This is a genomic window from Humibacter ginsengisoli, assembly GCF_054780095.1.
Genome location: NZ_BAAGWZ010000007.1, coordinates 128243 through 149912 on the forward strand (window position 1 = coordinate 128243; position 21670 = coordinate 149912).

The 21670-nt window shown below is 67.2% G+C and carries 18 protein-coding genes; 5 read left to right on the forward strand and 13 right to left on the reverse strand.

Translation table 11 applies throughout. The annotated features are described in order from the left end of the window. The first annotated feature begins 29 nt into the window (after positions 1-29). Positions 30-758 carry a TetR/AcrR family transcriptional regulator gene (locus ACYVI5_RS13660; RefSeq protein WP_460580682.1) on the forward strand — a complete coding sequence of 243 codons (729 nt, stop codon included), beginning with the start codon at positions 30-32 and terminating at the stop codon, positions 756-758. Between the two features lie 168 nt (positions 759-926). On the opposite strand, the gene ACYVI5_RS13665 is transcribed toward ACYVI5_RS13660, so the two are convergent. From ACYVI5_RS13665 to ACYVI5_RS13685, 5 genes are all read right to left on the reverse strand, one after another. Further along, a complete protein-coding gene (locus ACYVI5_RS13665; protein WP_460580683.1) occupies positions 927-1655 on the reverse strand; it encodes a YesL family protein in 729 nt (242 codons plus the stop codon). Next, the gene (locus ACYVI5_RS13670) at positions 1652-2563 is read right to left on the reverse strand and encodes a carbohydrate ABC transporter permease (protein WP_460580684.1); all 912 of its coding nucleotides are present in this window, start codon (positions 2561-2563) and stop codon (positions 1652-1654) included. The genes ACYVI5_RS13665 and ACYVI5_RS13670 overlap by 4 nt, the downstream gene beginning before the upstream one ends. Beyond that, positions 2563-3513, reverse strand: coding sequence for a carbohydrate ABC transporter permease (locus tag ACYVI5_RS13675; RefSeq protein WP_460534238.1), 951 nt, complete (start codon positions 3511-3513; stop codon positions 2563-2565). Before ACYVI5_RS13675 ends, ACYVI5_RS13670 begins: the two co-directional genes overlap by 1 nt. Before the next feature lie 110 nt (positions 3514-3623). Next, the gene (locus ACYVI5_RS13680) at positions 3624-4910 is read right to left on the reverse strand and encodes an ABC transporter substrate-binding protein (RefSeq protein ID WP_460580685.1); all 1287 of its coding nucleotides are present in this window, start codon (positions 4908-4910) and stop codon (positions 3624-3626) included. A 61-nt stretch (positions 4911-4971) separates the two neighbouring features. Further along, a complete protein-coding gene (locus ACYVI5_RS13685; RefSeq protein WP_460580686.1) occupies positions 4972-5991 on the reverse strand; it encodes a hydroxyacid dehydrogenase in 1020 nt (339 codons plus the stop codon). A 178-nt stretch (positions 5992-6169) separates the two neighbouring features. Between ACYVI5_RS13685 and ACYVI5_RS13690 the strand changes: the two genes are divergently transcribed. The 3 genes from ACYVI5_RS13690 to ACYVI5_RS13700 are packed head-to-tail and all read left to right on the forward strand — an operon-like array spanning position 6170 to position 11468. Then, positions 6170-8194: a heparinase II/III family protein gene (locus ACYVI5_RS13690; RefSeq protein WP_460580687.1), complete on the forward strand. Its 2025-nt coding sequence runs from the start codon at positions 6170-6172 to the stop codon at positions 8192-8194. After that, on the forward strand, positions 8191-9381 hold the full coding sequence (locus tag ACYVI5_RS13695) for a LacI family DNA-binding transcriptional regulator (RefSeq protein ID WP_460580688.1): 1191 nt from the start codon (positions 8191-8193) through the stop codon (positions 9379-9381). The genes ACYVI5_RS13690 and ACYVI5_RS13695 overlap by 4 nt, the downstream gene beginning before the upstream one ends. Further along, positions 9378-11468 carry a DUF2264 domain-containing protein gene (locus tag ACYVI5_RS13700; protein ID WP_460580689.1) on the forward strand — a complete coding sequence of 697 codons (2091 nt, stop codon included), beginning with the start codon at positions 9378-9380 and terminating at the stop codon, positions 11466-11468. The genes ACYVI5_RS13695 and ACYVI5_RS13700 overlap by 4 nt, the downstream gene beginning before the upstream one ends. A 210-nt stretch (positions 11469-11678) precedes the next feature. On the opposite strand, the gene ACYVI5_RS13705 is transcribed toward ACYVI5_RS13700, so the two are convergent. The 8 genes from ACYVI5_RS13705 to ACYVI5_RS13740 form a co-directional block, all read right to left on the reverse strand. Further along, positions 11679-12734: a LacI family DNA-binding transcriptional regulator gene (locus ACYVI5_RS13705; protein ID WP_460580690.1), complete on the reverse strand. Its 1056-nt coding sequence runs from the start codon at positions 12732-12734 to the stop codon at positions 11679-11681. A gap of 58 nt (positions 12735-12792) precedes the next feature. Next, entirely contained in the window at positions 12793-13695 is a 903-nt protein-coding gene (locus tag ACYVI5_RS13710) for a carbohydrate ABC transporter permease (protein WP_460534252.1), read from the reverse strand. Beyond that, positions 13685-14608 carry a carbohydrate ABC transporter permease gene (locus ACYVI5_RS13715; RefSeq protein WP_460580691.1) on the reverse strand — a complete coding sequence of 308 codons (924 nt, stop codon included), beginning with the start codon at positions 14606-14608 and terminating at the stop codon, positions 13685-13687. Before ACYVI5_RS13715 ends, ACYVI5_RS13710 begins: the two co-directional genes overlap by 11 nt. Positions 14609-14855: 247 nt before the next feature. Continuing rightward, the gene (locus tag ACYVI5_RS13720; protein WP_460580692.1) at positions 14856-15617 is read right to left on the reverse strand and encodes a cupin domain-containing protein; all 762 of its coding nucleotides are present in this window, start codon (positions 15615-15617) and stop codon (positions 14856-14858) included. Beyond that, positions 15614-16795 carry a Gfo/Idh/MocA family protein gene (locus ACYVI5_RS13725; protein WP_460580693.1) on the reverse strand — a complete coding sequence of 394 codons (1182 nt, stop codon included), beginning with the start codon at positions 16793-16795 and terminating at the stop codon, positions 15614-15616. The genes ACYVI5_RS13720 and ACYVI5_RS13725 overlap by 4 nt, the downstream gene beginning before the upstream one ends. Continuing rightward, a complete protein-coding gene (locus ACYVI5_RS13730) occupies positions 16792-17796 on the reverse strand; it encodes a DUF6807 domain-containing protein (protein WP_460580694.1) in 1005 nt (334 codons plus the stop codon). Before ACYVI5_RS13730 ends, ACYVI5_RS13725 begins: the two co-directional genes overlap by 4 nt. Further along, positions 17793-19115, reverse strand: a complete 1323-nt coding sequence (locus tag ACYVI5_RS13735; protein ID WP_460580695.1) for a BNR-4 repeat-containing protein — start codon at positions 19113-19115, stop codon at positions 17793-17795. Before ACYVI5_RS13735 ends, ACYVI5_RS13730 begins: the two co-directional genes overlap by 4 nt. 11 nt (positions 19116-19126) lie before the next feature. Next, entirely contained in the window at positions 19127-20467 is a 1341-nt protein-coding gene (locus tag ACYVI5_RS13740) for an ABC transporter substrate-binding protein (RefSeq protein ID WP_460580696.1), read from the reverse strand. Positions 20468-20609: 142 nt separating this feature from the next. On the opposite strand from ACYVI5_RS13740, the gene ACYVI5_RS13745 reads away from it, so the two are divergent. Then, a complete protein-coding gene (locus tag ACYVI5_RS13745) occupies positions 20610-21638 on the forward strand; it encodes a LacI family DNA-binding transcriptional regulator (RefSeq protein WP_460580697.1) in 1029 nt (342 codons plus the stop codon). Positions 21639-21670: the final 32 nt, after the last annotated feature.

A 21670-nucleotide genomic window follows, 5' to 3' on the forward strand; every position in this document is an offset into this window, starting at 1 on the left:
TGGTACACGAATATCTTAGGATGAAATGGATGCCTCGTCCATCCCGCCCTCTCGAGCCCGCCCGATCACAGCGGCTACTCGTCGTCGCCGGCGAGGCGTTCGCCGCCGACGGCTTCGAGGGCGCCTCGCTCAACGACATCCTGAGCCGCGCCGGCATGGGGAAGAGCTCGTTCTACCACCGGTTCGCCGACAAGGCGGCGCTGCACGACTGGGTCACGCGCACGATGGCGAATGCCATTCTCACCGAGATCCGCGTGCCCGCGCTCGGGACGTTGTCGGCGGCATCGTTCCGCCCCGAGCTGACCGCGCTGCTCAGCCGCTTCCAGGCGCTGGCAGCGGCCCAACCCGAGCTGATGAACCTCGGCCTGATGTTCCACAACTCGGTCGACGTGTCGCCTCAGCGCGCCATCGCCGAGGTGCGCTCCGGCGTGATGAAGTGGATCAGCGCAGCACTGGAAAGAGGCCGCGCGGTGGGCGTCGTCCGCTCCGATCTGCCGCCCGACCTGCTGTCCGAGTGGGCGATCGCATCCCTCACCACGATCGACCGCTGGGCCCTGACGGCGGCCGAGCCCATGCCTACGCGCGCCGCCACGTCCACTGCCGCTATTGACGCGCTGTGGTCGCTACTCGCCCCGCCGCAGGTCGTGGTCGCCCAGGTTGCCCAGCGTCCGCGCCCTCGCCCAGATCTGCCGAGCCACCCCCATATCACCGAGCCACCCGCATCCAGCCGCAACTATGGGGGTGGCTCGGCATTCTGAGGGTGGCTCGGTGAGAGAGCGGCCGTTGGGCAGACGATCCGGGCATTGCTGTTGTGCACAGGGCAGGGTCGTCCCTCGACGAGCCACCCTCAAGCTGCCCAGCCACCCGCGGATTGCCGCGTATTTGAGGGTGGCTCGCGGCTGAAGCGGCACGGCACGGCGCGAGCCTCAGCCGCGCTCGGCCTCCACGGCGCGGTGGAAGGAGTACTGCGCGTTCGCGAACACGGCGTACAGCAGGATGCCCGGCACGAGTGCCGCCCCCAGCACCGGTTGCAGAAGCACCGCCGCGCCGATCAGCGCGACCATCACGAGCGCGACGACGCTGAAGTACCAGCGGCGCACCGCCAGGTACAGCGAGGCCTTCGCCAGCGCGCGAAGCGACGCCGACGGATAGACCACCAGTCCCGACAGTGCGAAAAGCGCAACGGCGACCGACCCGATGCCGAGCACGGCCAGCAGCGGCCCGAGCAGCGGCGCCCACACTGTGCCGGCGAGCGCCGTCCCGTCGAACAGCGCGATCGCGACGACCACCGCAGTGCCGAGCCCCACGAAGAACGCCGCCCCACCGCGGCGCCGATACCCCTGCCAGAACGCTGCGAACGGGCGCGGACGCCCCTCGTCCTTCATCGCACGGAACACCTCGAATGCGCCGACCAGAGACGGCGCGAGAGACAACGAGAGCAGCAGGAAGAACGGCCACGACTGCAGCGAGTCCACCGTGACGAACAGCATGACCGCAAGCGGCAGGTTGAACACCACGAGCAGCACGTCGACCATGAGCAGCGCGTACGCGTACCCGAAGATCGTCTCCATCGTCTCCTGACGGAGCTGGAAGAACCGGCGGCGCGCATGCGAGGAGTCGCCGACACGCGAAGCGCCGGGAGAAGTGGCGGTCATCCTTTCATTCCGCTCGTCGCGATGCCGCTGATGAAGTACCGCTGACCGGCCAGGAAGATGACCAGGATCGGGATGATCGAGATCACCGATCCGGTCATGATCATGGCGTACTGCGCGGAGTACTGGCCGATGAACGATCTCAGCCCGATCTGCACCGTCCACAGCTGGTTGCTCGAGAGGTAGATGAACGGGCCCATGTAGTCGTTCCACGTGTTCACGAACGTGAGCAGCGCGAGCGACGCGAGCGCGGGTTTCGAGAGCGGAAGGATGATCCGCGCCCAGATTCCGTAGTCGTTGAGACCGTCGATGCGCGCGGCCTCGTTCAGTTCCTCCGGGATCGTCGTGTAGTACTGCCGCATCAGGAACACGCCGAACGCGCCGAAGGCCTGCAGCAGGATGAGCGCCGTGAACGTGTTCGTGAGCCCCGCCTTCTGCATCATGACGTACTGCGGGATCATGTACGCCTGCCATGGCACGGCGATGGTTGCGATGTACGCGAGGAACAGGGCGTCACGGCCCGGGAAGCGGATGCGCGAGAACCCGTACGCGGCGAAGCTGCCGGTGAGCACCTGCAAGAACGTGATCACGACGGCGAGAATGGCCGAGTTCATCAGGTAGCCGGCCATCGGGATCTGCGTCCAGATGTGTGCGTAGTTGCTCCACACGAACGTCTCCGGAATCCAGCGGATCGGTACCGTGAGCACCTCATTGTCGTGCTTGAACGACGAGGAGAGCATCCAGATGAACGGCAGCAGCACCACCGCGAGCAGCACGACCAGCAGCACGTACATCGCGACCTTGCCGAGACGGGAGCGGATGCTCCGCCTCCCGCCGCGCTGCGGTCGCGCCGACGGATGCGTGCGCCCGGTCTCGAGCTCCTGCGCGAGGTCTGAGGTGAGAGTGGACATCATCGCTCCCTGATCTGCTGGATGCGGAACTGGAATACGGTCACGATCAGCACGATGAGGAACAGCACGAGCGAGATCGCGGACGAGTATCCGAATTGACCGTTGATGATGCCGTCCTGGTAGATGAGCTGGGAGAGCACGAGAGTCGCGCGGCCCGGCCCGCCCTGCGTCATCACGAAGATGAGGTCGAAGACCTTGAAGCTCGACACGCTGAGCAGCACGAGCACGAGGAACGTCGTGGGCCGCAGCGACGGAAGCGTGATGCTCCAGAACTTGCGCCACCGGCCGGCGCCGTCCACCTCCGCGGCCTCGTAGTACTCGTTCGGAATGGCCTGGAGTCCGGCGAGGAACAGCACCATGTAGTAGCCCATGTCCCGCCAGACGCTGGTGATGATCACCGCTGGCAGCGCCCATGCGGTGCTCGACGTCCAGCCCGGCGCGTTCGCGATGCCGATCGCGTGCAGGAACTGGTTGATCGGGCCGCTCGTGGGGTCGAACAGCATGTTCCACACGATCGCGATCGCGACGAGCGAGGTGATGTAGGGGAAGAAGATCGCGACGCGGAAGAACGCGATGCCGCGCAGCTTCTGGTTCAGCAGGATGGCCAGCCCGAGCGAGATAGCCAGGGTCAGGGGCACATGCCCGAGCGCGTAGAGCAGCGTGTTGCCCAGCGCCACATGGAAGCTGTCGTCGCCGAAGAGCCGCACGAAGTTGTGGAAGCCGGCGAAGGTCGGCGGATTGTAGGCATCCCAGTTCATGAATGCCAGCACGAAGGCTGCGATCACGGGAATGAGGGTGAACAGCGCGAAGCCGACGAAGTTCGGCAGGATGAAGCTCCAGCCGATCAGGATGCTGCGGCGGCGCATCCTGCGGCTCGCCGTCTTCCGCGAGGCGCCGCCGCGCGGTGTGCGAGGCGTCGCTGCCTCGGGGCGTTCGGTGATGGTCGTCATGGTGTCGTTCGGCTCGTAACGAACCGCTCCGTTCTGTCTGCGAGACCTGTGGTGCGGCCGCCGCGGGGAGGCATCCTGCCCGGCGGCGGCCGCACGAGGGGCCGTCGGCGCTACTGGTTCAGCACCTCGGACTTGACGCGGCTCTCCATCTCGGCGATGCCGTCGTCGACGGACTTGCTGCCGGTCATGATGAGCTGGTGCTCCTGGCCCAGGATGGTGCTGATCGCTGCGGTGTTCGCCGCGACCGGGGCGTCCAGCTTGATGACGTCGGGGTTGAACGCCTTCTTCGAGGTCGCGTCCTGCGGCATGCCTTCGAGGCTGAAGTACGCCTTGGTGATGTCGGCGCTGTGGTACGCGGGAACGATTCCCACCGAGACCACGGCCTTCGCACCGGCCGGGCTCACGGCGAACTGCAGGAACTTCTTCGCGGCCGCGATGTTCTTCGAGTTCTTGTTGATGCCGAAGCCCGTTGGGCCGCCATCTGTGGTGATCTTGCCGTTCGCCTTGATCTGCGGCAGCGGCGCGATTCCCCAGTCGACGTTCGTCGTCCCGGCCTTCTTGTCAGCCAGCAGCGGGGCGATCAACCAGGTCCCCATCGGAACCATGGCCGCCTGCTGCTTCTCGAAGACGTCCTTGTACTGCACCTGCTGGCTGTTCGCCGTGGCCCAGTTCATGATCGTGCCGGCGTTCTGCATGCCCAGCGTCAGGTTGTACTGGTCCTTCATCCAGCCGTAGCTCGGCTTGTTCGGGTTGTTGCCGGTCTGTGCGGCAGCGATGCCCTGCACCATGGAGTTCCAGGTGTGGATGTAGGCGCCGTAGACCTTCGACGCACCGTCGCCCTTGGTGAGCTTCTTGGCGTCGGCGGCGAACTGGTCCCAGGTGAGGTTCGAGGGGTCGGGCAGCCCGGCATCCTTGAACATCGTCTTGTTGTAGTAGAGAACGTTGAAGTCCTGGCGGTACGGGATGGCGTAGGTCTTCCCGTTGTAGTCATAGTTCGACAGCGCCGGGATCTTGTCTGCCGGAAGCGACTTCGCGATGCTGCTGACATCGACGAACTGCTGCTTCTGCGCGTAGCCCGAATAGTCGGTCAGGTTCTTCACGGTGATGATGTCGGTGGTGTCGCCACCGGCGAGCATCGTGGTGATCTTGTCCTCGTAGTTCGCAGCGAGGATGTCGACCGGCTGGATCGTGATGTTCGGGTTCGCCTTCTCGAAGGCGTCGAACAGTGCCTTGAACTCCGGCGTCTGGGCGTAGTTCCAGACCGAGACGCGCAGCGTGGTCTTCGCGCCGCCTGTGGAACCTGCGGACGAAGCGGACGACGACGTGCCCGCGCATCCGGTGAGTCCGAGCGCGAGCGCGGCGGTGATCGCGCCCACCACGATCAGAGAGCGTTTCATGAGATGAACTCCTTTGTCTATCGGGATTGCTGGTGTTGGGGTGAAGGGAACGTCTGGGGTGTCACGCGCTCAGTTGGAGGTCCTCGCTGGTGATCTCGTCGACGAGCGGATCGCCCGCTGCATAGCGCTCGAGCTCGTCGAGCGCGGCATCTGTCATGCGGTGCAGTTCGCTGCCGAGCGAGCCCGCGATGTGCGGCGTGATCATGACGTTCGGCAGCGTGAACAGCACCGAATCCGCCGGCAGCGGCTCCGGCTCTGTGACGTCGATGATGGCGTTGATGCGGCCGCTCGCACAGGCCGCTTCGAGGGCGACCGTGTCGACGAGGCTGCCTCGAGCGGTGTTGACCAGCGTCGCGTGGTCGCGCAGGGCGGCCAGCTCCGCGGCTCCGATCATGTTCTGGGTCGAGGGCAGCGCGGGCGCGTGCAGCGAGAGCACGTCGACCCGCGGCAGCAGCTCGTCGAGGCTGACGAGTTCGGCGCCTGCGGCCTGCACCTCGAGCGGATCGGCGTAGGGATCGCTGACCAGGCAGGTGACGTCCTCGAGCTGCTGCAACAGATCGACGACACGGCGACCGACGCGACTGAAGCCGACGACGCCGATCGTGCGACCGAGGTTGCTGAGTTCGCCGTAGCGCTCGATGCGCAGGCCGTTGCCGCGGCGCGCATCGGCATCTGCCGCGATGAACGGTGCCTTCTTGCCCGCGAAGATCACGGCGGCGAGCGTGAACTCCGCGACCGGAACCGAGTTCGCCTCGGCGACAGTGGAGGCACGGATGCCCCGGCGCCAGAACTCGTCGCTGACCTGCGGGCGGATGGTGCCTGCGCAGTGCAGCATCGCTTTCAGGTTCGGCATGCGGTCGAGCCGCTCGGCGGTCAGCCGAGGAGCCCCCCACCCGGTGAGAAGGACTTCGACCTGAGCGAGCCGCTCGTTCAGCGCCGGGTCGTCGAGGTCGGCGGTGAAGACCGGATCGGGAACCTCGGCGAGCAGGTGGAGCCTGTTCAGGCGTTCGAGATCGAACTGGTTCTCGAACACGTCACGCGCCATCACCACGAGGGCTTCCGGCTTGCGGGTTGGGGTCATTCTCGTACGGGCTCCAGCGAATTCATCGGGATGTGAGGCGTGCGACGGATTCGCATTGCATCGTCGCGATCAACAGTAGATACTCAATCCCGATCGACAACAAACACGACGATCAGACTCGAACAGCAACATACAAACACGAACGAACAGCCTCGGAAGATAGCAGGGATCAGCGACGATGCTGGAACGACCGACGACGCTCCCCACAGACTCGACGACACCGGCCGCGCCAACGGCGAACGGCAAGGGCGGCGAGTCGACGTCGCGCGTCAATTCACATGCCGCTCCTCCCGAAGGGGTCGAAATCGAGTACCGCGAGTTCCGCGGTCCACTGTTCGCGCGGTGGGGCGAGGCCATGCGAACGACGGCGCTCACCGAAGCCTTCCATCGTGCGGGCGCCGATGAGCTGCGCATGCGCCTGGGCATCCCCGCGGCGGCAGACCGGTCGGCGTGGACGGCGATGGACCGCGCGACGATCGGAGCGATCACCGAGCAGGCACGAGCGGAACAGGGGCTCCCCTGGCCGCAGGCACTGGCATCCGTCTTCGCCCGCTACGTGCGAGACGGCGATCGCCGCCAGTACGAGAAGGCGATCGACGAGCGGATGTACCGCCTCACCAGGGCCGTCGTGACCGCGGCTGTCACGGATGATCCGGCCTGGCTCGACGAGGCGGCCGACGGCGTCGTGCTGATGTGCGAGCTCAGCACCTGGTCTCTTCCCGCGCACGACGACGCGCACGCGCGACGAGGGTTCGTGATCTCGGATGCCGCCTCGCCCTACGTCGACCTCTGGGCCGGCGAGGTGGTCGCCCAGCTCGCCGTCGCCGACCACGTGCTCGGCGAGCGGTGGGATGCGGCGTGGCCGGGCATCCGGGAACGCATCCGGCACGAGGCGGAGCACCGCGTGTTCAGGCCGTTCGAGACGCGAGACGATCTCTGGTGGCTCGGCTACTGGCGCGAGGTGAACAACTGGAACCCGTGGATTCTCGGCAACATCGTTTTCGCCGCAGTGCTCCTGATCGATGACGTGGAACGCCTCGCTCGTATCGTGGGCCGCGCCCTCGAGTCGCTCGACCGTTACGTGGCGAGCCTGCCCGAGGATGGCGCGATCGACGAGGGCGTCAGCTACTGGTGGCAGGGTGCCGCACGCATGCTCGAAGTGCTCGACGTCGTCGTGCGCATCACGGGCGGCGCACTGGATGCCCTCGCCCTCCCCGTGATCGGCGAGTCGTTGCGGTTCCCGATGCGGATGCAGCTCGGCGGCGACTGGTACGTGAACGTCGCGGACGGACGAGCGCGCATCGGCGAGCACGAGCCGTGGCAGGTGCCGTTCCGCTGGGGGTCTCGGCTCGGTGACCAGCAGGTGGTCGCGTGGGCGAGCGGCGGACGAAGGCCGGGCCGGCCTGTTGCATACGCCGATCGCGGGCTGCCCCGCCTGATGCGAGCGCTGAGCGACAACGCGTGGCGCGACGCGGTTCCCGCCGCTCCGCCGCTGCCGGCCAGTGTGTGGCTGCCGTCGGTGCAGGTGTGGGTCTCCCGTGCAGTGGAAGGCGACACGGCCGGCCTCACGCTCGCCGCGAAGGGCGGCACGAACGACGAGAACCACAACCACAAAGACGTGGGATCGTTCATCCTCGCCTGCGGCGGACGGCCGCTGCTGATCGACATCGGCAAGCCGACGTACACGGCGCAGACGTTCAGTGCAGAGCGGTACGGCATCCGCGCTATGCAGAGCGGATGGCATAACGCACCCGCCCCGCACGGGCTCGAGCAGGGTGAGGGGCCTGCTTTCGGGGCCGTCGTCGTGCGCGCCCCAGAGGAAGGCCGGCCAGAGCTGGAGCTCGATCTCACCAGGGCGTATCCACTGACGGACGGCGAGCGCTGGACGCGCTCGTTCCGGCTGGTCTCGGCCCACCGGACCGAGATCGTCGACACGTGGCAGCTGAACGAAACGACGCCAGGCGATGTACACCTCATCGCCGCCGGTTCGGTCGAGGTGCAGGGCGCGGCGGCCCTGGTGACCGCCGACGGTCACAGCATCCGCGTCACGACGGCCGAGGGCATAGCGCCGGCCGCGGAGGTGTGGGAGCTGGACGACCCTGAACTCGTGGATGCGTGGGGCTCGCACCTGACACGGCTGACGTACCGACTCGACGCATCCGCCGGGTCTCTGACCACCATCGTCGAGGAGGTGCGGCCATGAGCGGCGGGGACCAGCTGTTCGCGCTGCAGAGGCGCGAACGCATCATGGACGAGATCCGCGAGCACGGCTCGGTGAGCGTGAGCGACGTCGCCGTGCGGCTCGGCGTGAGCGAGCTGACGATCCGGCGCGACATCAACGCGCTGGCGCAGCAGGGACTCGTCACGAGAGTGCACGGCGGCGCGACGCTGCGCAGTTCGATCGAACCCGCGCTGGCGCCGGGGCTGGCAGGCCACGATCCGAGCGTCACGAAGTACACGATCGGCATGGTCGTCCCGTCGCTCGACTACTACTGGCCACCCATCGTGAACGGCGCGAGGGCGCAGGCGCTGCAGCTGCGTGCGCGGCTGATGCTGCGGGCATCCACCTACGACGTTCGGGACAACCGCAAGCAGGTCGAGGCTCTGCTGAACACGCCGGGCATGCACGGGCTCATCGTCGCCGCGGACCAGTCGGGCGACGAGGGCCTGGAGATGCTGCGCTGGCTCGACTCGCTGCCGGTGCCCGTGGTGCTCGCCGAGCGGCGCATCCGTTCCGCCGCCGGAGTGCACCGGCTCGAATCGGTCGTGACCGATCACGCCACGGGAGCGGCGGAGGCGGTGCGGCACCTGCACGAATCCGGGCACGAGCGCATCGGGTTGCTCACCCAGTCCGACTACCCCACCGGTCGTTATGTGCGTCGCGGTTGGCGTTCAGCGCTGAAGTCGCTGGGCCTGCCGACGGATGTCGTGCAGTTGAACGGCATCCGGTTCGACACGCCCGGACGCGAACGCGAGATGGACGACGTGCTCGACCGCTGCGAGAAGACCGGCACGACGGCGCTCATCGTGCTTCCGGATCCGCAGGCGCTGGCACTCGAACAGCACTGCCTGGACCGCGGGATCCGGGTGCCTCAGGACCTGGCCCTCGTCGCCTACGACGACGACGTCGCGCGGTACGGCGACCCGGCCATCACCGCGGTGCGGCCGCCCAAACAGTTCGTCGGCCGCGAGGCGGTGAACCTGCTGATCGCGCGCCTCGAGGGCGGAGCCAGCCGGCCCGCGCACCGCGTGAAGCTCAGCGCGGAGTTGCACGTGCGCGACTCGTCACAGCGGTTCAGCGCCGACGAGCACGACGCCACCGCTTCTGCGGCTCACGAGCAACCGACCGAACCACCATCGACCCCTGTGCCCGAGGAGGCAACCGCGTGACATCCGACGCGCCCGCACTCTTGTCCGCTGCGCTCGTCCTGCCACCAGAGAACCGCGAGCTCTCGCCATACACCGGCTGGACGCGCGACCACTGGGCGGCGGTCGCCGATCATCTGCTGCTGGCGCTGCGACCGTACTTCTCGGCAACCGGCAGTCGGGTGGCGCTGCCGGGCCGGGCGAGCGCAAGCGGCCCGGAAAGCGATGGCTTCGAAGGATTCGCACGGTCGCTTCTGCTCTACGCGTTCCGCACCGCGGGCGAGAACGGCGCCGATCCGTTCGACTTCACGTCGTGGTACCGACGCGGGCTCATCGCCGGAACCGACCCCGCGAATGCGGAACGCTGGCCGACTCCGCGGGAGAAGGACCAGGCGAAGGTGGAGGCGGCATCCGTCGCGCTCGCCCTGCAGCTGACGAGGCCGTGGCTCTGGGACACGTTCTCACCCGCCGAGAAGCAGCAGCTGGTGGACTGGCTCGCTCAGGCACCAGAGGGCTGGTACCCCGACAACAACTGGCTGTGGTTCCGCCTCACCGTCGAAACGTTCCTCGCATCCGTCGGCGGCCCCCATGACCTCGAGCGGGTCACCGGCGACCTGGCAACGATCGAGTCGTACTATCGCGCCGACGGATGGTACGCCGACGGCCGCCTGCGTGCTTTCGACTACTACTGCGGCTGGGCCATGCACGTGTACCCGCTGCTGTGGGCGGCATCCGAGGGCTCCGCCGAGCTCGGCGCCCGCGTTCTCGAGCCGGTCTTCCGCGGCCGTCTCACCGAGTTCCTCGACGACTACGTGCACCTGATCGGCGCCGACGGGCTGCCCGTCTTCCAGGGCCGCAGCCTCATCTACCGGTTCGCGACCGCGGCACCACTGTGGATGGGTGCCTTCACTGGGGCGACGAACTTGTCGCTCGGCACGATCCGGCGGGCGGCATCCGGCGTGCTCAAGGCCTTCATCGAGCGCGGCGCCGTCTCGGACGACGGACTGCTCACCATGGGGTACTTCGGCGAGTGGCCGGGAATGGCGCAGACCTACTCCGGCCCAGGGTCGCCGTACTGGGCCTCCAAGGGGACGCTCGGGCTGCTGCTACCTGCCGAGCATCCGGTTTGGCAGGCGGTCGAGGAGCCACTGCCGGTGGAGGTCTCCGACGCGCGCCGCGTCATCCGGCCGGCGGGCTGGATCGTCAGCGGGACGGCATCCGACGGACTCGTGCGCCTGTTCAATCATGGCGCGGACCACGCCGCGAAGAATGAACCGGTGGGCGACTCGCCGATCTACGCGCGGTACGGCTACTCGAACGCAACGGTTCCGCCGCTCACCGGTGCCACGATCGACGACCCGGTCGACAACTCGGCCGGCGCGCTCGACGAGCACGGGCGGTCAACGCACCGCACCGGCTTCGAGCGCGGCCCGATCGGAGACGACGGCGTCGCGTCGTACGCCACGTCTGTCACCCGCTCGCACTGGGTCGACTCCAGCGGCGACGCAGCACCCGATCACGGGTCGGGTCGCGAGGGCGTGACCACCGACGGCCCGACGCTGCAGACCGCCTCGGTGGTGCGCGGAGCGTGGGAGGTGCGCGCGGTGCGGGTGGCGGATGACGAGGGTCAGGCATCCGCTCCGGTGTGCACGGCGGATGACGCGGGTCAGGCATCCGCTCCGGTGGCGGTGCGGATCAGCGGCTGGCCGATCAGCGGCGACGAACCGGCAGGGAGGACGGATGCAGGCGTGGCCGGCGGCGCGACCGATGGTGTCGTGGCGCAGCGCGGCGGAGACGGCGGCCCCTCAGCGGGCCGCGCTTCTGCCCGTGCCGAATCGGACGGGCTCGTGGCCGAACTCGTCGCGCTGACACCCGGCGCAAGGGCGAGCGTGCACGTCGAGGAGGGCACTTCTCCGATCGGCGCCCGCGTCGCCGTTCCTTGGCTGGTGTTCGACGCAGTGCGGCCCGGCGAGACAGTGATCGCGGCTTCCTACCTCGGGTGGGGCAGCGTCGGCGATGCGCCGACAGCGCGAGCAGTCCACACGGGCGAAGTCGTCGAGTTGCAGGTCACCTGGCCGGACGGCGCCCTGACCGCCGTCGCCCTTCCCTGACATCCGGCCGTGACGGGCGCGACGGCGCCGAGCGTCAGCGAAACGACCTGAGTTCGCGCTACACCAATCGGCATCCGCTATATCGCGCACACGAAGCGCTACACCAATCGGCATCCGCCACACGAAAAACGTGTGGCGGATGCCGATCTGTGTAGCGCAGAGGAAGGGCGCCGGGCCGTGGCGCGACGGTGTGCTGTCGCGCAAGGTGGCTCAGCGCCGAGGGGTGCTGTCGCGCAGCGTGACCTCGCCGCGGATCGGCTGCTGCTCGGGCGGCGCCTCCGCCAGCGCGAGTTCCAGCGACCGCTCACCGAGCTCCCGCAACGGAAGCGACACCGTGGTCAGCGACGGCACGACGTCTTGCAACATCTCGATGTCGTCGAATCCGGCGACGGCGATGTCCACCCCGGGTGTCAGTCCTCGCTCGCGCATCGCGGTCATCGCGCCGACCGCCATCACGTCGGTGACGGCGAAGACGCACTGCGGGCGGATGCCGGCATCCAGCATCCGGAGCATGTCTCGGTATCCGCCTTGACGGGAGAACCCGCCGGTGAGCACGGATGCCTCATCCGGCTGGATGCCGTGCTCGGCCAGTCCGGCGAGGAAGCCGCGGGTGCGGTCGGCCGACGTGGTGAGGCTCGTCGGCCCCGCCAGCACGGCGAAGTCGCGGTACCCGTGCCCAACGAGAGCGTCCGCGAGCGCGGAAGCCCCGTCCGCGTTGAGCACGGGAACGGCGCGGAACCCGTTCGCCTGAGCGCCGATCATGGCGACGCGCCCGCCCTGGGCCTCCACGGCCCGGAGCTCGTCCGCGATCGCGGCCTCCGTCTCGTCGTCCACGTACCGGCTGCCCACCACGATCACGGCTCGCGGGCGCTGGCCTCGCAATGCGGCGATGGTCTCGACCACGGTCTCAGGCTCGGTCCCCGCCGTTGACATCGTCACGATGAGTCGCTGCCTCGCCGCGGCATGCGCGACCCCTGCCGCTATGGCGGAGAAGTACGGGTCGGCGATGTCGCCGAGCACGAGCGCGACGGTGCGGCTCGTGCCGCGTGCGACGGCCTGCGCCTGCACGTTCGCCGTGTAGTGCAGCTGTCGAGCGGATGCCTCCACCCTCGCCTTGAGCTGCGGGTTGACCGTGCGCGTGCTGCCGTTCAGTGCACGCGATGCCGTCGCCAGGGACACGCCCGCGTGCTTGGCGACGTCGGCGAGCGTGGGGACGGAGCCGTTCCCGCCCGGCTCATGCGATGCGCCACGGATGTCTGCTGCCACTCCTGCTCCCCTGCTGCCACTTCCGATTGTGCCGCACGGCCGAAGCGCCGCCGTGCAGTTACTTGATGCCGGTGGTGGCGATGCCTCGGATGAGGAAGCGCTGGCCGATGAGGAAGGCGACGAATACGGGTATCAGCGACACGACCGACATGGCGAACAGTTCTCCCCAGTTGCCGCCGGTCTGGTTGTCGATGAACTGGCCGAGGGCGACCTGCACCGTCCACGTGTGCGGCTGCGTCAGATAGACGATCGGGCCGAAGAACTCGTTCCACATCCAGATGAATGTGAAGATCGTCGTCGTGGCCAGCGCCGGGGTCATCAGCGGCAAGATGACGCGGAAGAAGATCCGCGGATGCCCGCACCCGTCGATCCGGGCTGCCTCGTCGAGCTCCCGCGGAATGCCGCGGATGAACTGCACCATCAGGAAGATGAAGAACGAGTCGGTGCCCAGGATCTTCGGCAGGATCAGCGGCCAGAACGTGTTCAGCATGTGCACGAACGAGAACATGATGTACTGCGGCACCAGGGTCACCTGGAACGGCAGCATGATCGTCAGCAGCATGATCGTGAACGCGACCCTCTTGAACCGGAACTCGAGCCGGGCGAACGCGTATGCCGCCAGCGAGCAGGCGAACAGGTTGCCGAGCACGGCACCGAGCACGATGATCAGCGAGTTGCCGAGGTAGAGCCCGAACGGCGACGACAACGCGTTCCAACCGGCCGTGTAGTTCTGCCAGTCGAAGTGGTTCGGGATGATGGACGGGTTCGTGAAGATCTCGTTGTTCGGGCGAAGCGAGCTGACGACCATCCACAAAAGCGGATAGATCATCAGGATCGCTGCCGCGATCATGATCACGTGCTTGATCGAACTGCGCACGGTGGCACGCACACCACGCGATCGCTCGCGATCCTTGCGGCCCGACGGGACCAGCAGAGCCCTGGTTGCGGTCTCAGTTGTCATAGAACACCCAATACTTCGAGGTGACGAACGTCACGGCCGTGATGATGGCGATGATGATGAACAGCAGCCACGCCATCGCGGAGGCATAACCCATGTCGAACTGGTTGAAGCCCTGCTGGTACAGGTAGAGGGAATAGAACATCGTCGAGTCAGACGGACCACCGGTTCCACCGGAGACCACGAACGCCTGCGTGAACGACTGGAACGCGCCGATCAGCTGAAGAATGATGTTGAAGAAGATGATCGGCGACAGCATCGGAAGCGTGATGCTGAAGAACCGGCGCCACCTGCCCGCACCGTCGATCGACGCCGCCTCGTAGTACATGTCCGGGATCTGCCGCAGCCCGGCCAGGAAGATGATCATCGGCGCACCGAACGTCCACACGTTCAGCAGGATGATCGTGCCCAGCGCCCACTGCGGATCCGAGATCCAGCCCGGCATGTTGTGCAGCCCGATCAGTCCGAGCACCTGGTTCACCAGGCCGCCCTGGCCGAAGATCTGACGCCACAGGATGGCCACGGCCACCGAGCTGCCCAGCAGCGATGGCAGGTAGAACACCGACCGGTAGAACGGCAGCGCCCGCATTCCACGGTCGAGCAGCAACGCGAGGGCCAGCGCCAGAATCAGCTGGATCGGCACCGAGACGAACACGTACTCGAACGTGACCCGCAACGAGTTCAGAAGCCGGGGATCCTGGAACATCCGGATGTAGTTCTGCGCGCCGACGAACGACGGCGCCTGGATCAGGTTGTAGTTCGTCACCGAGATCCACAGCGACGCGATCATCGGGCCGGCGGTGATGCAGATGAAGCCGAGCAGCCACGGCAGCAGGAAGAAGAATGCCGCCTTGTTATCGCGTTTGCCCGTCGTCTTGGACGATCTGACCGATCGCAGTTCTTCGAAGACGCTCACGCGAGCCCCCTGGTAGTCGACGCTGAGTACATGGTGTGGACCGCGGTGCGATCCTCTCGAGCAAACCATGCCCGAGATCGGGTTGAACAGTCTTGGAAAGCGCTTCCCCGGAACTGTTGGAGCAACGTTACCTGCGACCCACGCGATCCGTCAAGCCGGGCCAGAAAGCGATTTCTCAGCAAGGGTAGCATCCTCGTCCACGGGTTCAGGATCCTCGTTCGCGGTCCCAGGAGCGCGGCTCGGCCGTTCACGACTCGCTGCTCCACACCGTGAGCCTGCCGCACATGCCGAATCGCTCCGCGCTGTCGGAAGCGACACGGATGCCCGACTCGCCCATGATCCCGGCGCTCATGTTTGCGAGATGCTCGAGTTGTCGCAGCGTGGTCGAGACCTGGACCGAGGGGCCGGCATCGACGATGGCTTCCCATCCCGGGATGCGATCGGCGACGAGCGCAGCCGCGGCATCGTGAAGCTCGCGGAGCGAGCCCTCGAGATCGGTCTCGGCCCGAGCACAGAGCCGGGCGAAATCGTCGAGTGCGAGGTCTCGGCGCCGGCGGGCGGCATCCGCGAGGTCCTCCTCGGCTGCGGATCGCGGGAGAGCAGCCTGCCGCGCGTAGCTCCGCGCGTCGGCGAGGATCTCGGGCGGGAAGGTCAGCACTGCATCCCCGGCTTCGGGCAACCCGGCGTTCGACATCAGCGTGAGGATGTCGAGGGCACCGTCATCGTTGATGAGGCGGTGCACCGTGCCCGGCGTGAACCACGCGATCGTTCCCGGTCGAAGCTCCGTGGTGGCGAAGCCGTGCGAGCTCAGGGTCTGCACTCTGCCGTGGCCGCCGAGCACGACGTACGCCTCGGACGACGCCGTGTGAAGGTGCGGCGAGCCGCCACTCAGGCCGTCGGCGGTCGGCCAGTCGTACACCCGCAGACGTGAGACCGCGACACCGCCGGGCAGGCCGGCATCCAGGAGTTCACCGCCCGGCATCCTGCTCAGGGGAACCGCGTCGTTCATCGCTCACCGGCGGCCGGCGGGTCCCACGGGGCGCCGCTTCCGGCCATGCTGCGGTAGAACGGCGATCCGGCATCGATCTCACCGGAGTCGATGCGGCGTCCAGTGAAGGCGGACGCATAGATGCCCGCGATGAGTTCGAGCGTGGAACGGGCATCGGTCAGCGAGACGGGAAGCCGGTCACCGTTCTCGATGGCCCGCAGGATCGCGGCGAACTGCGCCGCGTGGCTGCTGGGCGTGCTCGCCGGGCCCTGGGCCCAGGCATCCGTCACCGATTCTTCGTGGCCGGGTGCCGGGGTGATCGTCCAGGATGCATCGGTGTATCCGTACAGGTGCTCGAGTTCGACCGTGGCGTACTCGAAGTCGAAACGAAGATAGCTCGTCTCTCGCGGTGACAACAGACTGTTCACCACGCTCACCACCGCACCGTTCTCCAGCGTGACGATCGCGTGCGAGACGTCCTCGGTCACCACGGGACGCGCTTGCCGGGTAGCGACGGCGACCACCTGCGCCCACGGACCGAGGATGGAGAGCATGGTGTCCATTTGATGGATGCCGTGACCCATCGTCGGACCGCCTCCCTCGGTGTCCCATCGTCCCCGCCAGGGCACGTCGAAGTAGGAGTCCGGCCGGTACCAGAGCGTGTTGCACACGGCCGTCAGCGGACGACCCAACGCACCGTCGGCGACCCGGTCACGCAACCAGAGGGCACGCGACCCGAACCTGTGCTGAGACACGGTGGCGAACTGCGCGCCGCCCTCGCGCTCGGCCTCCGCGATCTCGTCGAGTTCGGCCAGCGACAGCGCAGGCGGCTTCTCGCTGAGCACGTGGATGCCTCGCCGCAGCGCGGTCACGGCCTGCTGTTTGTGCAGACCCGGCGGCGAGCACAGGTGCACGATGTCGAGGTCGACCACTTCCAGCAGTTCCTCGAGCGAGGTCGTGCCGACCTGCACATCCCACGAATGCTGGAACTCACGAACCCGGCCCGCATCGATGTCACACGCACCGACGATCCGGGCACGACCATCCAGCCCTCCGATGGCCTTCGCGTGCGCGGAAGCGATGCCGCCCGTGCCGACGATGCCCACCCGCAGCGGCTTCTCCGCGGTGAAGACGCGGCGTCGCCCGTCCTGCGCGAATGCCGCGTCGCGCCGCATCGTTGTGGTCTCGCTGTTCGTCACGTCAGTGACCCTTCCTCTGCACTAGGTGAAACGCTGGCTTCTGCGCGCTCGACGGCAGAGCGCCCGCTGTCGGCGAGCGCAGACATCCGATCGGCGTCCGCTGCGCCGTCGGCGACCGTGACGGCGTAGCGGAGTTCCACGGTCTCGCCTGCCTCGATGACGCGCACCCGGTCGAAGAACGGCGCGGGGTTGAGGCAGGCGAACGGCTCCGATCGCGCGAACCATTTCGTGTCGAGATTCTGCGCGGGGGTCAGGTCGGCGAACACGACGGTCGATGAGCCGTCCTCGCCGTCGTGACGACCGCAGAAGCCGGCCCATTCGCCACGGGTTCCGCGGACATCCTCTCCGGTCGTCCCGTTCGAGGCGATGATCGCCCCGCCGGCGAACGAACGAGGCCCGCGCCAGAAGAGGCCGCCGTAACCGGCGTTCTCGCGGCCCTCCGTGGTGGGCGACCCCATAGCGATCGACGCTCCGGATGCGTTAGTGAGGCGGGTGCGCCAGCCGAGCACCCAGGCATCCTCATCGTCGGCGAGCGAGACCGTGAGACGCCGACTCTCTGAGAACACGATGTCGCCCGTGGCGCTGCCGTCGGCCGGCTCGCGGTGCCAGGTGAGGTCGTGCGCGAAGACGGCGACCTCGCCATACCGCCCGATCGTGGTGACCCGCTCGTGGTCCTGCGAGCCGTTGTTCGGCAGCGCGACGTAACCACCGGCATCCCGCGTGTACGTCGGTCCGCCCCAGAAGTTGTCGCGTCCGACGACGGGCAGCGCCAGGGTGATGCCCTTGTGCCACACGTGGTCCCATGGCCGGAAGACGGTCACGAGCCGGCCCGACAGCGTGCGAATCGGATGCACGTACGGTCGCGGTGACTCGTACTGAACCTCGTCCGGACGGTAGACGTACCGCATGAGCGTGACGTCGGCGCGGGCATCCGTTGACACCGCGACGTCGACGTTGCGGTCGATTTCGTGCCGGAGCACGAGCGGGGTTCGATCGGTCATCGCTGAGATTCCTCTCCAGGTCGGGGTGTATCGCGAAGCACGACCTGGCAGCGGTAGTGCTGCGACGCGGTCATCTCGCCGCGGAACCAGAGCAGCGCCACGCGATCGGGGTCGCCGGGCGCCACGATCGGGCGCAGGTTGTCGACGTCCGAGTTCTCGGTGACAGGCGTCCACGACCAGCTCGCCCCGCCATCTTCCGTGCGGCCCGAGTAGATCTCGTGATGCGCCGTGGCAGCTCCGGAGCGCGGATCGAACGGCGTGGAGACATAGACGGAGTCGAGGTCGTACGGGTCGATCGTCGCGAGGCCCGTGTAGTCCTGTTCGTGCGGAAGAAGGCCGGCCCCGGCCTTGCCGAGCAGGTGCCGCGACCACTCCTGCCCCGGTTCCTTGCGTGCGTAGACGAAACGGTGGTCGAGAACCGGGCGCAGACGAGCGAACTCCTCGTCCGGGCCGTCAGGGTCGTCGTCCCCGCGCGCCGTCAAGGTCGCAGCGATCGTGCCGTTCGCCGAGCGGCGGATGTCGGATGTCCAGGCGTGCGTCAGCCTCACCCCGTCGAGCTCCTCCCCCGCGGCAAGCACGGTCGTGAGTTGCACCTGCGACGGGGCATCCACTGCCGGGTCGAACAGATGGTCATGCACCCGGGAGTCGTCGGAGCGGTGAAGGGCGCCGTCTTCGAAATAGCCGTGGTAGATCGAGTTGTCGTAGTCGCGTGGGTGGTGGTCGGTCGTGATCAGGTCGATCCGCTCGCCGTCGCCGGCGTATCTCGTGTAGCCGTTGACGTAGCCGATCTTCGGGCGGGTGAAGATCTTGCCCGCGTAGCGCCAGGTGTCGCCGTCGTCGTCCGAGACGAGCGCACACGGGTCGTCGTTCACCGCCCGGCTGAAGCAGTACAGCCGGCCGTCGAGCGAGCGCAGGTTCGCATACGTGACACCACGGCCGCCGGTGTACGACGCCCAGTCGAACACCTGCTCGGAACCCCAGCGAGTGGGGTCGCCGGGATCGCTGACTCGCCAGCGCAGCAGGTCATCGGTCTTGTGCTTCGTGTAGACCGCGAGCCAGCGGCCATCCGCTCGCCGCCACAACGCGGGCACGTCGTGGTCGTCCGCCTCGAACGCCTCGTGCAGAACGACCACCTGTGACGTGCCCGTGCGAAGGTCGACGACGGTCAGCTCGACGTTGCCCGCCCGGCCCTCGCCTCCCGGGCCTTCGGCGACCGCGATCGATCCGACGACGAGCGTCTGCGTCTCGGGGTCGACGAGAGCCCGCTCGTCCTGGAACCAGCACCAGGCACCGTTGTCGTTGACGACGTACTCGGTCATGGATCCCCGCGTCATGAATTGCTGGCCAGCAAGGACTGGACCTCGGTGCGGAACGCCGCGGCCGCGGCAGCGGGCGTCGCCCGCCCGAAGATCACGTCTTCGGTGTGGCGCTGCGAGACGGATGCCACCGTGCTCGTGCCCTTCGGCGGAACCGGGGGAACCCACTTGATCTCTTTCGTGACGTTCTCCAGGTAGTCGACCGCGTTCTGGTCGTACTGCGACAGGAGCGGCTTGATTGCGGCGACGACCGCGGCACCCACCGGCACGCCACGCTCGGTGAGCTGGACCTTGTTGGCCGAGATGTCGTTGAGAAGGTAGTTGATCAGACCTCCCGCCTGCGCCGGGTACTTCGTCTGCGACCCGATCGACCAGTACATGGACGGCTTGAGGTACAGGCCGTTCTTCGTGGCCGATCCCGCGACGCTCGGCGGACGCAGCAGAACGCAGTCGCCGCCGTTGGCGGCCTGGTACGACGTGATCTGCGTGTTCCAGAGCCACCCCAGCGCGGCCTTGTTCGTGCCGAACAGGGTCTGCTGCGTCGAGGCGACGATGTCGTTCGTGTACTGATCCGGCGTGAGCGCACCGCCGGACGAGAAGAGCTTCTGCACCATCGTCAGCCAGCTCGTCACCGTGCTGGCGCTGAAGCCGAGCTTCCCCTTGTCGGTGTACAGCTGCTGACCGTGCTGGTGCAGCCAGATCTGCAGATCCTGATCGCCTCCGTACCAGTTCGTACCGGTGAACGCGCCACCCGAACCGGCCGCGAGCTTCTTGCAGGTGTCGAGATAGTCATCCCAGGTCCACGTCTTGTCATCCGGAACCTCGACACCTGCCTTCTGGAACAGCGTCTTGTTCGCGCAGATGCTGTACGCGGTCTCACCGATCGGGATGCCGTAGAGCTTGCCGTTCAGGGTTCCGTCGGCGAGCGACGACTTGACGGGCTTCGTGTCGATCGAGGCGACGCCCGACAGGTCGAGCAGTGCACCCCGTCCGCCGTACTCGGCGATGTACGCCTGATCCATCTGGATGACGTCGGGCTCGGTCTGCCCCGCGACCTGCGTCGACAGCTTGGTCCAGTACGTCGCCCACTGACCCGGCTGCTGGTTCACGGTGATCGCCGGATGCGCCTTGGTGTACGCCTGCACCATCTTGTCGGTGTTCGCCGAGCGCACGGGGTTGGTCCACCACGAGAAGTTGAGCGTCGCCTTCTTGAACGCGTCGCCGGCTGCCGCGGTCGATGTGGCGCCGCCGCCGCTCGGCGTCGCCGATGTTCCGCATCCGGCGAGCAGAAGCGTGGTTCCGATCCCGGTCAGCGCGAGGGCGCCGAACTGACGCCGGGAGAGCTGCTGTGACATGTGTGGCCTCCTTGCCAGGGGTGGTGTCTCTCGATTCGGGCTGCACATCGGTGCTACGGCCGAGCGGGCAACCGCTTTCCCAATGTGCGGTCACGGTAGCACAAATAGTGATCGTTCACTACGTGTGTGCAAAACTTGCGACATGCAAGGTAAAGATGCGCCGCTCGGCAGTTCCCGGCGCAAACGCGTGACGATCATGCAGGTCGCCCAGCATGCCGGCGTATCGCACCAGACGGTCTCGCGCTACCTCAGATTCAACGGGGGCCTCAAGCCCGCCACGGTCGAGCGCGTCGAGAGAGCGATCCGCGACCTCGATTACCGGCCGGACCTGATCGCGAGGTCCATGCGAACTCGACGCACGAACCGCATCGCGATCATTCTGCCCGAGTTGACCTACTTCGTCCCTTCGCCGTTCCGCGGCGCCGCGGCCGCCGCGCACGAGGCCGGCTACCAGGTCGACGTTGTCAGCCTCGAAGGGGATGAGGTTCGCCGCCGCGAGCGAGTACTCACCTTGATGGACAGCGAACGCGCGGAAGGCATCCTGTCGTTCACGCCGCTCGGCGACGTGCTCGCGGCGAATGCCGAGCCATCCGCTCCCCTGCTGGTGATGGGGGAGTACGACGACAAGATGCGCTCGACGGGCGCATTCGCCGACGGCGCGTACACGGCGGAAGTCGTAGAGCATCTCGCGAACCTGGGGCATCGTCGCTTTCTGCACGTCGCTGGGAACCAGGACTGGGCGTCCGCCCGCAACCGTCGAGCCGTCTATCTGGAAACCGTCGAACGCCTGGGGCTCGAGTCCTACGGCGTGGTCGGTGGCGACTGGTCGGTGCAGTCCGGCTACGAAGCAGCACGCAACATCCCGGCCAACTCGGGCGTGACGGCGGTCGTCGCGGCCAACGACTTCGTCGCATTCGGCGTGATCCGCGGGCTTCAGGACCGCGGCATCCGGGTTCCCGACGAGATCAGCGTCGTCGGCTGGGACAACGAGGAGATCGGGCGCTTCCTCTCGCCGACGCTCACAACAGTGGAGCTCAACTTGGAGCTCATCGGGCGGCAGGCCATGCAGGAGCTGATCGCCAGGGTCGAGGATCGCGAGCCGCCCCGCTTCGAACCGCAGGTGATGGGCAGGCTCATCGCGCGGGCATCCAGCGGGCCGGCACCGCTCTGATGCGAAGCTTCGTAGAAAATCGTTGACATCGA